At 71.3% G+C, this 13,027-nt stretch carries 10 protein-coding genes; 3 read left to right on the top strand and 7 right to left on the bottom strand.

Annotated features, from left to right (window positions below; all coding sequences use genetic code 11):
- Positions 1 to 113: 113 nt before the first annotated feature.
- The 7 genes from ACWGR4_RS37025 to ACWGR4_RS36995 all read right to left on the bottom strand — a co-directional run bounded on the left by ACWGR4_RS37025 (position 114) and on the right by ACWGR4_RS36995 (position 10,105).
- Positions 114 to 446: a small basic family protein gene (locus ACWGR4_RS37025; protein ID WP_020548716.1), complete on the bottom strand. Its 333-nt coding sequence runs from the start codon at positions 444 to 446 to the stop codon at positions 114 to 116.
- Entirely contained in the window at positions 443 to 1,420 is a 978-nt protein-coding gene (locus ACWGR4_RS37020) for a DUF881 domain-containing protein (protein WP_452129618.1), read from the bottom strand. The genes ACWGR4_RS37025 and ACWGR4_RS37020 overlap by 4 nt, the downstream gene beginning before the upstream one ends.
- A gap of 223 nt (positions 1,421 to 1,643) precedes the next feature.
- Positions 1,644 to 4,139 carry a sugar phosphate nucleotidyltransferase gene (locus ACWGR4_RS37015; RefSeq protein ID WP_380000947.1) on the bottom strand — a complete coding sequence of 832 codons (2,496 nt, stop codon included), beginning with the start codon at positions 4,137 to 4,139 and terminating at the stop codon, positions 1,644 to 1,646.
- 112 nt (positions 4,140 to 4,251) lie between these two features.
- Positions 4,252 to 4,908, bottom strand: coding sequence for a CDP-alcohol phosphatidyltransferase family protein (locus tag ACWGR4_RS37010; protein ID WP_201260924.1), 657 nt, complete (start codon positions 4,906 to 4,908; stop codon positions 4,252 to 4,254).
- Between the two features lie 63 nt (positions 4,909 to 4,971).
- On the bottom strand, positions 4,972 to 6,405 hold the full coding sequence (locus ACWGR4_RS37005; RefSeq protein WP_380000949.1) for a glycosyltransferase 87 family protein: 1,434 nt from the start codon (positions 6,403 to 6,405) through the stop codon (positions 4,972 to 4,974).
- A gap of 148 nt (positions 6,406 to 6,553) precedes the next feature.
- Positions 6,554 to 7,912 carry a glycosyltransferase 87 family protein gene (locus tag ACWGR4_RS37000; protein WP_452129617.1) on the bottom strand — a complete coding sequence of 453 codons (1,359 nt, stop codon included), beginning with the start codon at positions 7,910 to 7,912 and terminating at the stop codon, positions 6,554 to 6,556.
- A 135-nt stretch (positions 7,913 to 8,047) separates the two neighbouring features.
- Positions 8,048 to 10,105 (bottom strand): acetoacetate--CoA ligase, encoded by a 2,058-nt coding sequence (locus tag ACWGR4_RS36995; protein ID WP_452129616.1) that lies wholly within the window; start codon positions 10,103 to 10,105, stop codon positions 8,048 to 8,050.
- A gap of 176 nt (positions 10,106 to 10,281) precedes the next feature.
- Between ACWGR4_RS36995 and ACWGR4_RS36990 the strand changes: the two genes are divergently transcribed.
- The 3 genes from ACWGR4_RS36990 (at position 10,282) to ACWGR4_RS36980 (ending at position 12,968) form a co-directional block, all read left to right on the top strand.
- Positions 10,282 to 11,229, top strand: a complete 948-nt coding sequence (locus ACWGR4_RS36990) for an AurF N-oxygenase family protein (protein ID WP_452129615.1) — start codon at positions 10,282 to 10,284, stop codon at positions 11,227 to 11,229.
- A 102-nt stretch (positions 11,230 to 11,331) separates the two neighbouring features.
- Positions 11,332 to 11,778, top strand: coding sequence for a Zn-ribbon domain-containing OB-fold protein (locus ACWGR4_RS36985; protein ID WP_452129614.1), 447 nt, complete (start codon positions 11,332 to 11,334; stop codon positions 11,776 to 11,778).
- Positions 11,775 to 12,968, top strand: a complete 1,194-nt coding sequence (locus tag ACWGR4_RS36980) for a lipid-transfer protein (RefSeq protein WP_452129613.1) — start codon at positions 11,775 to 11,777, stop codon at positions 12,966 to 12,968. The genes ACWGR4_RS36985 and ACWGR4_RS36980 overlap by 4 nt, the downstream gene beginning before the upstream one ends.
- The last annotated feature ends 59 nt before the right edge of the window (positions 12,969 to 13,027 follow it).

Raw genomic sequence — 13,027 nt, 5'->3', positions numbered from 1 at the left:
GGCGTTGCGGCTCCTCCGGCGGGCGCGGGAGCCCCAACTCACGGGGGTCCTCGTCATGGCGGGCGTGTCGCCCGCGCGTCTCGTCCGTTTCGTCGGCCATGTGTGACTCCCCGTCAGGCCCGGAAGACGTGCCGCCGGATGGCCGCCGCGTTGGAGAAGATCCGGATGCCGAGCACGACCACCACGCCGGTGGACAACTGCGCGCCGACGCCCAGCTTGTCGCCGAGGAAGACGATCAGGGCCGCCACGACCACGTTCGACAGGAACGAGACCACGAAGACCTTGTCGTCGAAGATGCCGTCGAGCAGTGCGCGCAGGCCGCCGAAGACCGCGTCGAGGGCGGCCACGACCGCGATGGGCAGGTACGGCTCCAGCTCGTGCGGGATCACGGGTCGGGCGAGATACCCGACCACGACCCCGAGGACCAGGCCGAGGACCGCGATCACTGTTTACCCTTTCGTTCGGTCGCCTTTTGCGACGTTGTCGGCGCGCCGGTCGGCCGGGCCGAACCGCTCGGCGGTCCGCCGGTGCCCGTGGGCGTGGCGGGCGGTGGGCTCGGGGTCGGCTTGGCCGGGGTGCTCGGCGGCGGGGCCGGCGGCGGTGCGCCCGCCGGGTTCGCGTAGCGCAGCGAGGTACCCAGGGCGGCGGGCAGCTTCATCTTCTTCTGCGCGCTCAGGTTGACCCGGATCCCGTAGTTCTCCTGCAACTGGCGCAGATACCGCCCGTCCGCGCCGACCATGAACTCCACTTGCATCGGCTTCGCGTTGCCGATCGCCAGGATCGTATAGGGCGGCGCCAGCGGGCGGTTGTCGACCAGGATGGAGGCGCCGGCGGCGCGGATCGCGGACAGCGCGGTCAGCCGCTGGTTGTTGATCGAGATGGCCTCGGCGCCGGCCTTCCACAGGCCGTTGACCAGCCGCTGGAGGTCCCGGTCCAGGATCCGGCCGTTGGCCGCGGCCTCGGCCTGGCGCGGGTCGCTGGTGCCGTTGCTGTTGTCCGAGCCCTTGGCGTCGTCGGCGACCACCTTCAGCCCCGGCCCCTCGACCGGTTCGGATCCGGTGAGCAGCGCGAGCAGTTCGACGCGGTCCTTGGCCCCCCTGGGCAGGGAGACCTCCTGGATCGCGTCCACCTCGTCGCGCAGCCGTTCCACGGTGGACTGGAGGCCGTCCACCTCGGCCTCGTCGGCGTGGATGCGGTCGACCAGCTGGTGCCGCTCGCGCTCGGCCTGCGGCGCGGCGGCGTGCACCTTCATCGCGGCGACCATCAGGATCATCGCGATCAGCGCGACCCCGACGACCGCGAGCATCCGGGCCAGCGGGCCCTTGTTCATGCCGGTGTCGCCGCGCACCGCACGCCGCGCGGTGGCCTCCGCGTAGCCGGCGTCGAGGCTGTTGGTCATCATGTCCACGAGCAGGGACATCGAGGCGTCCGGCCGCCTGTACCGGCTTGTTCCCGGTGTCTCCCGCGTTGACATGCGCCCCATCGTTCCATGCCGGTCGGAGTGCCCGTTGCAGGGTCCGATACGGGATCCGGCCGCGGATCGCGTGCGGCGATCCACGGCCGGAAGAGACCCTACAAGACACTCCCGGCCACCGCCGACGGCGGCGGCCGGCGAGCGGGATCGGAGCGAGGGTGACCGGGCGTCAGTCGCCCGCGTGCTCCACCACCCGGCTCCACTCGTCGAGGAGTTCGTCCGCGGCGTCGTCGTCGGGACCCTCGGCCCACACGTGCGTGACCGCCTCGGCCGGGTCCGGCAGTACCAGCGCCCAGCGGCCGTCGGTCTCCACCACGCGCACGCCGTCGGTGGTGTCGATCTCCCGGTCGCCCGCGGCCTCGACCACGCGGCGCATCACCATGCCCTTGGCCGCCCACGGCGTGGCCACGTCCCGCCGGCGCACGTGTGCGCGCGGAATGCGCGCGTCGATCTGGCTCAGCGTCAGTTGGGTGCGCGCGACCAGGCCGATCAGCCGGACGAACGCGGCGGTGCCGTCGAAGACGGTGCTGAACTCGGGGATGACGAACCCGCCGCGCCCGTCGCCGCCGAAGATCGTGTCCTCGGCCTGGGCGGCCCGCGCCAGGTCGTCGGGCGAGGTGGTGGTCCACTGCACCTGGACACCGTGATAGGCCGCAACCTGCTCGGCGATCCGGGTCGTGGTCACCGGCAGCGCGATCTTGCCGCCGCCGCGTTCGGCCGCCACGCAGTCGAGCAGTACGAGCAACGCGCGGTGGTCGTCGATGATCCGCCCGCGCTCGTCCACCAGCGACATGCGCTCGCCGACCGGGTCGAAGCGCACGCCGAACCCGGACTTCGAGGAGGCCACGATCTCGCCGAGCCGCAACAGCCCCTCGTGCCGCTCGTCGACGGTCTCGGTGGGCCGGGCGTCGTCGAGCCCGGAGTTGACGGTGAGCGCGTCGATGCCCAGCCGGCCCAGGATGCTGGGCAACAGCAGCGCGGCGTTGCCGTGCGCGGCGTCCACCACCACCTTGAGCCCGGACTCGGGCACCCCGGTGATGTCCAGGGCCTTCAGCAGTGATCCGGAGTAGCTGTCGAACGGCCGCGCGGGGAACGTGAGTTCACCGATCTCGCCGGGGAAGGCCCGGCGATACTCCTGGCGTGAGAAGACCCGGTCGAGCTTGCGCTGCGCGGCCTGCGAGAGGTCCGCCCCGCGCTCGTCGAAGAACATGATGTCCACCGAGTCCGGCACCCCGGGCGTGGTGCGGATCATGATCCCGCCGGCCGAGCCGCGCGCGGTCTCCTGACGGGCCACCGGCATCGGCACGTTCTCCAGGTCGCGCACGTTGATCGCGCTGGCCTGGAGCGCGGAGATCACCGCGCGCTTGAGCGCCCGGGCACCGCGCGAGTGGTCGCGCGCGGTGGTGACGGTGGCGCCCTTCTTGAGCGTGGTGGCGTAGGCCCCGGCCAGCCGGACGGCGAGTTCGGGGGTGATCTCGACGTTGAGGATGCCGGAGACCCCGCGCGGGCCGAACAGGTACTTCTGACCGCGCGACTCCCAGATCACCGAGGTGTTGACGACCGCGCCGGCCTCGATCGTCTTGAACGGGTAGATCCGCACGTCGCCGGCGACCAGCGACTCCTCCTCGATCAGGCACTCGTCACCGATGACCGCGCCCTCCTCGATCCGGGCGGCGCGCATCACATCGGTGTTCTTGCCGATCACACAGCCGCGCAGATTGGTCTGCGGGCCGACGTAGACGTTGTCGTGCACCACCGCCTTGTGCAGGAACGCGCCGCGCTTGACCACCACGTTGGAGCCGAGCACGGTGTGTTCGCGCAGTTCCACGCCGCCCTCGACCTTGGCGTAGTCGCCGATGTAGAGCGGGCCCTTGAGGATCGCCTCGCGGTCCACCTCGGCGCCCTCGGCGACCCATACGCCCGGGGACAGCTCGAAGCCGTCGATGTCCACGTCGACCTTGCCGGTGAGCACGTCGGCCTGGGCCTTGAGGTAGCTCTCGTGGGTGCCGACGTCCTCCCAGTAGCCCTCGGCGACATAGCCGTAGATCGGCTTGCCCTCCTTGAGCAGCTTGGGGAACACGTCACCCGACCAGTCCACGGACACACCCGCGGCGACGTAGTCGAAGACCTCGGGTTCCATCACGTAGATGCCGGTGTTGACGGTGTCCGAGAAGACCTGACCCCAGGTCGGCTTCTCCAGGAACCGGTCCACCCGCCCCTCGTCGTCGATGATCGTGATGCCGAATTCGAGGGGGTCGGGCACCCGGGTCAGACAGACGGTGACCAGGGCCCCCTTGGCACGGTGGTACTCGACCAGCGCCGTGAGGTCGAAGTCGGTGAGTGCGTCGCCGGAGATGACCAGGAACGTGTCGTCCTTGAGCGCCTCCTCGGCGTTCTTGACGCTGCCCGCGGTGCCGAGCGGAGTCTCCTCGTTCGCGTACGTCAGGCTCATGCCGAGTTCTTCGCCGTCGCCGAAGTAGTTGCGTACGAGCGACGCGAGGAACTGGACGGTGACGACGGTCTCGGAAAGCCCGTGGCGCTTGAGGAGCCGTAGCACGTGCTCCATGATCGGTCGGTTGACCACCGGCAGCAGCGGCTTGGGCATGCTGGAGGTCATCGGGCGCAGGCGGGTGCCTTCGCCTCCGGCCATGACGACGGCCTTCATCGGTCTCGTCCTCCTATCGCGTCACACCACCCGCACCCACGGCTGAATTGCCGGGGCCGGGTGGCGTGGTTTGAGTATCTCGTGATCGCCGCGTTGTCCGGCGATCCCTTCGCTACCCGGCGGTCGCTGTGCGACTCGCCTTGTCCGCGGCCACGAGCCGTTTGGCCTGGGCTGCGTAGAGGACTCCTGCCCACCAGTACAGCGCAGTACCCCACCACGCGAACGCCCATCCGAAGATCGCGGCGAGAGTTGCGACACGTCCGGTGCCGTCGCTGAGCAGCAGGAGCGGGAAGGCGTACATGAGATTGAAGGTCGCGGCCTTGCCGACGAAGCTGACCGAGAGCGCGCCGTAGCGGTGCCGGCGCAGGATCAACAGCACCACGCCCATGAACAACTCGCGACCCAGGATGATCGCGGTCAGCCAGATCGGCAGGATCTCGCGCCAGGTCAGGCCGACCAGGGTGGCGAGGATGTAGAGCCGGTCGGCGGCCGGGTCCAGGATCGCGCCGACCTTGCTGACCTGGTTCCAGCGGCGGGCCAGTTTGCCGTCCAGGTAGTCGCTGATCCCGCTGAGCATGAGCAGCGCGAGCGCCCACAGGTCGTGTTTGGGGCCGCCGAACTCGGGCGCCAGGATGAGCCACAGGAAGACCGGGACACCGAGCAGGCGGGCGAAGCTGAGCAGGTTGGGGATCGTCACGATCCGGTCGCTGGGAGCGTCGACGCCGCCCTCCCGGGTAGGCGGCGGGGCCGCGTCCACGTGGGCGTCCACGGGTCCTCTGCTTTCTTCCGGTGGGTCTTCGTTCGAGGTCAGCCTATGTCGCGCCGGACGGGCTCAGCGACGCCCGGAGCCGCCGGAGACCGGGTCCGGGGCGGGGCTGTCGGGCGTGGCGGTCGTGGTCGTGCTCTCGGCGGCCGGCCCGGGAAGCGTCGGCAGCGGGCCGCGGTCGCGCAGGATGCGCAGGACCAGGATCAGGGTGAGCCCGATGCCGGCGAACAGGTAGCCGTTGCCGAGCACGAACTCTAGCGGCGTCCAGTGCCGTTCGCGGTCGCCGTCCCGGGGGGCGAGCCAGATCAGGCCCCACGGCTGGAGCGTCTGCGTGCCGTCCCAGTCGCCGAGGACGTTCAGTCGCATCGGCCAGGCCGCGAAGAACGCGAAGAAGGCGCCGGTCAGCCACCACCACAGCGGTCTCGCCCGGGTCAGCGCGGTGTGCGTGAGCAGGACGAACACGGGCACCACCCACACCCAGTGGTGCGACCACGAGATGGGCGAGACGAACAGCGACAGGCCGCCGGTGATCACCACGCCGACCAGTTCGTTGCCGTACAGCGAGGCGCGGGCCGCGGCCAGCAGGCCCAGCGCCCCGATGACCAGGCAGAGCAGCAACCACAGCCCCTTGGCCGGCCCGCCGTCGCCGAGCATACGGGTGAACATGCCCTGCACCGACTGGTTGTTGAGGGTGCCGACGCTGAGCTTGGAATTGACCTTGCCGCTGATCGACACCAGGTTCGCCCAGTAGTACGCGGACGCCGACGGCGCGGCGACCAGACCCACCAGGACGGTGCCGACGAACGCGCCGGAGGCCACCGCGGCGGCCCGGAACCGGCGGGTGATCAGCAGGTACACCACGAAGATCGCGGGGGTGAGCTTGAGGCCGGCCGCGACGCCGACCCCGATGCCCTTGTAGCGGCGATCGTCGGGCAGCGCCAGGTCGAGCACGATCAGCGCCAGGAGCAGCAGGTTGATCTGCCCCCACACGAGCGTCCATTCCACCGGCTCCAGCCACAGGACCACGGCGAAGGTGGCCGCGCTGACCCCGAACCGGCCCGCGCCGCGCCGGTAGCCGAGCATCCCCCACGAGGCCCAGACCACGGCGAACAGCGACAGCAGGCTCAGGCACGCCATGAACCACTTGAGGCCGGCGAAGCCCAGCGGCAGCACGATGTAGAAGAGCAGCCCGGAAATCGGCGGGTAGATGAAGGGCAGTTCCCACTTGCCGTAGTTCTCGGTGTAGATCCGGTCGCCGTCGCGCAACCTGTGCACGGCGTCGTGGTAGACGCTCAGGTCGAGCATGTGCCACATGTCGCGGCGGTTGAGGTAGGTCCACAGCGCCCACAGGCCGAGCGAGAGCACCATCAGGGCGCCGCCGACGAGCGCGACGCGTCCCGGCCGACGGGGTTCCCGGCTGTGCTCGTGCCCGAACGGGACGCGGGGCGCGAGCGTCAACAACTCGCGGCAGGAGGTGACGAGCACGCGGGGCAAGGACATGTCGGTCGGGGACTCCACAACTGCACGGTTCAATGGGCGCCAGTCCGGGTGGCGCCGGGTCAGGATATCCACACGGTCGAAACGGCCCGGCGTCCAGTGCCGCGGACGGGAACCGCGGACCGTGACCCCACGTCCGTCCGGACGGGGGCTACACCCCGGCCGGGGTGGGCGTGGAACTCCCCGGGGACGGTCGGCCCACCGGTTCCGGCGGATCGAGCGTAACGGCTTCCACCGACGCGCTCGCGCACTTTCGCCGGCTCGCGGCCAGACCCACCGCGATCGTGAGCAGCGCGGCCAGCCCGGCGAGAGTGTACGCGTCGGCCAGCACCAGATCCCACCCGGCGAGCCGCAGTTCGCGGCCGTCGCGGTAGGGCACCTGCCAGATCAGCCCGGTCGGCACCGGCACCGGCAGCTCCACCCGGCGTCCCGGCACCGCGGCGGTGAGCACGACCAGGGCGAGCGCGGCGAGCCCGGCCCGGGTCCGGAACGGACCGGCCCGGCGGGCGGCGTCGACCAGGAGCACACCACCCGGCACGATCCACACCCAGTGGTGGGTCCACGAGATCGGCGACACCAACAGTCCGGTCAGCGCGGTGACGCACAGTCCGGCCAGGTCGCGTCGCGGGTCGTCGGGTCGGCTGCGGCCGATCACCGCGGCCAGGGCGAGGCCGCCGACGCCGACCGCGCCCGCGATCGCGAACCACAGCGGCCCCGGCGGGGGTGCCTCGTGGGTGAGGCGGATCAGTATCCCGCGCAGCGACTGGTTACCCGGTACCTGGACCGGGCCGACCCGGGTGTCGTCGAGGAACAGGCCGCCCCAGTAGCGCAGCGACTCGCGCGGCAGCACGGCGAAGGCGACGAACAGCCCGGTCCCGAGCGCGAGGACGGCGTTGCGCCCCTCGCGCATGCGGCCGGTCAGGAACAGGTAGGGGATCAGGATCGCCGGGGTGAGCTTGAGCCCGGCCGCCAGGCCCACCCCGCAGCCGCGCAGCCGGGCATCGGGCGCCCGGGAGAGGTCGGCCAGGATCACCACCAGCAGGAGCAGGTTGATCTGGCCGAACCGCAGCGTCTCCTGGACGGGTTCGCTCCACAACAGCACGGCGGCGGTGATCGCCGCCGCGGGCAGTCGGCGCGGGCGGCGCACGCCGACCATGCCCCAGGCCAGGTGCGCGGCCAGGGTGAGCAACGCGAGGTTGCCCGCGACCGACACCCAGCGCAGCACGCCCCACGGCAACCAGGCCAGCGGGGTGAACAGCAGCGCGGCGCACGGGGTGTAGGTGAACGGCAGGTGGGCCATCCCGACCGACATCGAGTAGAGCCGCCCCCGACCGTCCAGGATGGCCCGCCCGCCGGCCTGGTAGACCCGCAGGTCGCCGAGCCACCACATGGTCGCCGGTCGGGTCAGCGCGAGCGCGACGTAGGCGGTGACCGACCCCGCGATCAGGACCGCGGCCAACACCGGGAGACGTCCGAGGAAGCGCTGGGTGCGACGTGACGTCTCGGGCATGCACCTGATCGTGCCACCGCCGACGCCCGTTTGCTCCGCACTACTCCGTACGCGTCACAGTGTTGTGTTCATCGGATGTTGCGGGCCGTTCCGCACCGGTCCGGCCCGTTCCACCGCCTACGTCGGATTCTCGACCTACTTGTCCAGAGGCTTGTCCACGGGCTTGTCCTCGGGCTTGTCGGCCGGCTTGTCCGCCTGCCTGCTCTCCTGCGCCCGGGCCCGCGAGCGGCCCACCTCGGCGTAGAAGCGCAGCACGTCGAGGTCGTCGACCGAGCCGGGGTTGACCGCGTCCTCCAGGGCGCGCCCCTGGAGCAGCTTCTTCACCGGGATCTCGATCCGCTTCCCGGTGAGGGTGTGCGGCACGCCCGGCGCGGCGATGATCTCGTCCGGGACGTGCCGGGGCGAGACCTCCTCGCGGATCACCGCGCGGATCCGGGCCTGGAGCGCCTCGTCGAGCGTGTGGCCGGGCGCGGGGACCACGAACAGCGGCATCCAGTAGCCACCGTCGGGTAGCTCCAGGCCCACCACCAGCGACTCGCGCACCTCGGGGAGGCGTTCGACGGCCTCGTAGATGTCGCTCGACCCCATCCGCACGCCCTGCCGGTTCAGCGTCGAGTCGGAGCGGCCGTGCACGACGACCGTGCCGCGCTCGGTGAGCGTGATCCAGTCGCCGTGCCGCCACACGCCCGGGTAGGTGTCGAAGTAGCTGGCCCGGTAGCGCGCGTCGCCGGGGTCGTTCCAGAAGTGGATCGGCATCGAGGGCATCGGCTGGGTGATCACCAGCTCGCCGACCTCGTCGACCACCGGCCGGCCCTGCTCGTCCCATGCCTCGACCGCACAGCCCAGGGCCCGGCACTGGATCTCGCCGAGATACACCGGCAGGTCCGGGCTGCCACCGACGAAGGCGCTGCACACGTCGGTGCCGCCGCTGACCGAGGCCAGCCACATGTCGGCGCCCACCGCGTCGTAGACCCAGCGGAAGCCGTCGGGCGGGAGCGGCGAGCCGGTGGTGCCCAGCGCCCGCACCCGGCTCAGGTCGTGCGAGACGCGCGGGGTCAGCCCCTTCTTGCGGCAGGCCATCACGTAGGCGGCGGAGGTGCCGAACCAGGTCACCCCGGCCCGCTCCACCACGGTCCACTGGGCCTCGGGGCCCGGGTAGCCGGGGCTGCCGTCGTAGAGCACGATCGTGGTGCCCGCGAGCAGGCCGCCGACCAGCATGTTCCACATCATCCAGCCGGTGGAGGTGTACCAGAAGAAGCGGTCGTTCGGGCCCAGGTCGAGTTGGAGCGCGGCCTCCTTCAGGTGTTCGAGCACGATCCCGCCGTGACCCTGGACGATCGCCTTGGGCAGACCGGTGGTGCCGGACGAGTACAGGATCCACAGCGGGTGGTCGAAGCCGACCGACTCGAAGTCGATCCCGTCGGCGGGCAGGTCGCGCCCGATCACCTCGGCCCAGGGCAGCACGCCGTCGGGCGTCGGCTCGTCGAGCAGCGGTACATGCAACACGTGTCGCACGGTCGGCAGGCCCTCGCGCAGTTCGGCGACCACGTCGGCGCGGCGGACCTCCTTGCCGCCGTAGCGGTAGCCGTCCACCGCGAGCAGCACCACCGGCTCGATCTGCTGGAACCGGTCGAGCACGCTGCGCGCGCCGAAGTCGGGCGCGCAGGCCGACCACACCGCGCCGATCGAGGCGCAGGCGAGCAGCCCGATCACCGCGTGCGGGGTGTTCGGCACGTAGGCCGCGACCCGGTCGCCGGGGCGCACGCCCAGCTCGCGCAGGGTGGCCGCACAGGACGCCACCTGGCGGCGCAGCTCGGCCCAGGAGATCTCGCGCGGGATCAGCTCCTCGTCCAGGTGGACGATCGCCGGGCGCTCCGGGTCGCCGTCCTCGGTGTGCCGCAGCGCCTGCCGGGCGTAGTTCAGCCGGGCGTTCGGGAACCAGCGGGCACCGGGCATGGTCCGGTCCGCCAGTACCACCTCACGATCGCCCAGGTCGAGGTCGAACCAATCGCACAGCGAGGCCCAGAACGCCTCGGGTTCGGTGGTCGACCATTCCCACAAGCGGGCGTAGTCCTCGGCGTGGACGCCGCGTTCGGCGGCGAGCCACGCGCGATAGCGGGTGACCGCCGCGGCGGCGACCCGCTCGGCCGACGGTTGCCACAGCAACTCGGCCCGCTCGCTCGATTCCGTCATCTTTGTTGCCCCCTCCACGCGGTGTGCCCCCCGACCCTGCCATCTCGCGCCCGCGCGCGCATCCCCCGGGCGAGTCGGAAAGGATCTTCGTGGGGACTCTGGACGCGGCGGAGCGAACGCGGGATGTTACCGACGGGAAACAAGTCCGGCGGCACATCCGGCGAAGGAGGCCCCGCATGCCCGGCCCACACCCCATCGTCAGCGACTGCGGCACCGACCGCGAACGCGTCGCGGAACGGCTGCTGGCCGCGTCCCACGCGCACGCGTTCGACCCGATCACCGACGTCGACTGGGACGCCCCACTGGTCGACGGCGCCTACTTCCTGCCCGCGCATCGGGTCACTTTGTACGGCACGCCGCTGTGGGAGCGGATGAGCGAGCGGCAGCGCGTCGACCTGTCCCGGCACGAGGTCGCCTCGATGGCCAGTGTCGGCATCTGGTTCGAGGTCGTGCTGATGCAACTGCTCATCCGGCACGTCTACGACCGGCCGCTGACCTCGCGACACGTGCAGTACGCGTTCATGGAGATCGCCGAGGAGTGCCGGCACTCGACCATGTTCGGCCGATTGATCGACAAGCTGGAGTGCCCGGAGTACGGACCCGGCCCGTACGCGCACATGGCGGCGCGGGCGATGAAGACGTTCGGCTCGGGCGTGCAGGCCTTCGCGATGGCACTGATCGCCGAGGAGGTCCTGGACACGATGCAGCGCGAGATGATGGCCGACGAGTCGCTGCAGCCGATCACCCGGCGGACCGCCCGGATCCACGTGGTCGAGGAGGCCCGGCACGTGCGCTACGCGCGCGACGAGGTGGCTCGGGGCGCGCCGCACCTGTCCCGGGCGGAGCGGGCGATCACCCGGCTCGCGCTGGCCCGCGCCGCGCACATCATCGCCACCCGTCTGGTGCACCCCGGGGTGTACGCGGCGGTGGGTCTGGATCCGGCCGAGGCGTATCGCACCGCGCGGGCCAATCCGCACCGGTCGGACACGCTCGCCCACTGGTCGCGGCGGCTGATCGCCTTCTACGACGAGCAGGGCCTGCTCGGCGGGCCGGGCCTGCGACTGTGGCGGGCGTCGGGTCTGATGGGACGTGGAATACCCACCCCGGCACGCCGGCGGGTGTGACCGTAAATACCCCCGGCCGGGTTGGCGCACGGAACTGACGATCCGTCAGACTGTGGTCCGTACACACATCGGACGAGACGGCCAGACGAGTTGGAGGGCCCCGTGACGAAGGACCACAAGCCCGTGGTCCCCGGTTGGTTCACCACGTCCGGGGAGGATTTCTCCCTCCTCGGCACCCGGTGTACCGCCTGTGGGACCGTGTTCTTCCCGCGCCGGGAGACGTTCTGCGGCAACCCGGCGTGCTCCGGCACCGAGTTCGCCGAGGTGCCGCTGTCCAAGCGCGGCACCGTGTGGTCGTACACGAACGCCGGCTACCGCCCGCCGGCGCCGTTCGTGTCCGATCCGGACGTCGAATGGCGGCCGTACACCATCGTCGCGGTGCGCCTGGAGGCCGAGGGCCTGATCGTGCTCGGCCAGGGCGCGCCCGGGGTGGGCGTGGACGACCTGAAGGTCGGCGACCCGGTGGAGATCGTGCCCGGCGTGCTGTACGAGGACGACGAGTACGTGCACACCACGTGGAACGTACGGCCGGTGGAGGTTCGGGCATGAGCAACGACCGCGAGATCGTCGTCCTGGGCGCGGGCATGCACCCGTGGGGCAAGTGGGGCCGCAACTTCGTCGAGTACGGCGTCAAGGCCGCCCAGGACGCGCTGAAGGACGCCGGACTGGCGTGGCAGGACATCCAGTTCGTGGCGGGCGCGGACACCATCCGCAACGGCTACCCGGGCTTCGTCGCCGGCGCCACCTTCGCCCAGGCGCTGGGCTGGACCGGGGCGCGCATCTCCAGCTCGTACGCGGCCTGCGCGTCCGGCTCGCACGCCATCGCGAGCGCTCGCGCGCAGATCCTCGCCGGCCTGTGCGACGTGGCCCTCGTGGTCGGCGCCGACGCGGCCCCCAAGGGCTTCTTCGCGCCGGTCGGCGGGGACCGTCCCGACGACCCGGACTGGGTGCGCTTCCACCTGCTCGGCGCCACCAACCCGGCCTACTTCGGGATGTACGCCCGGCGTCGGATCGACCTGTACGGCGCCTCGGTCGAGGACTTCGCCAGGGTCAAGGTCAAGAACGCGCGCAACGGCCTGGGCAACCCGAACGCCCGTTACCGCAAGGCGTTCACCGCCGAGGACGTGGCCGCCTCGCCGATCGTGTGCGACCCGCTGCGGCTGATGGACATCTGCGCCACCTCCGACGGCGCGGCGGCCGTGGTGTTGTGCAGCAAGGAGTTCGCCGCCCGGCACACCACCGACCCGGTGCGCATCTCGGCGGTCTCCACGGTCACCCCGACCTTCCCGAGCGCGCTGATCGAGCTGCCCGACATCGCGACCGACTCGTCGGCGGCGGTCGCCCCGCAGGAGTTGTCCTTCCGCGCCTCGCTCGCGCACGCCGCGTACGAGGAGGCCGGCATCGGGCCCGAGGATCTGAGCCTGGCCGAGGTCTACGACCTGTCCACCGCCCTGGAGTTGGACTGGATCGAGGACCTGGGCATCTGCGCGCCCGGCGAGGCGGAGAAGCTGCTGCGCGACGGCGCGACGGAGATCGGCGGCCGGATCCCGGTCAACGCCTCCGGCGGCCTGGCCTCGTTCGGCGAGGCGGTGCCCGCGCAGGCGATCGCCCAGGTCTGCGAGTTGACCTGGCAACTGCGCGGCGAGGCCGGCGCTCGCCAGGTGGCGGGCGCCCGGGTGGGCATCACCGCCAACCAGGGCCTGTTCGGGCACGGTTCGTCGATCGTGGTCACCCGCTAGGGTCCGCGCGGCCACGAACCGATCAAGCCACGAAACGATCCCGGAGTCCCGACCGCGCC

It is taken from the genome of Embleya sp. NPDC055664 (assembly GCF_053618075.1).
The sequence above is the reverse complement of the archived record's forward strand: the minus strand, read 5'-3'. Positions and strand labels throughout refer to the sequence as shown.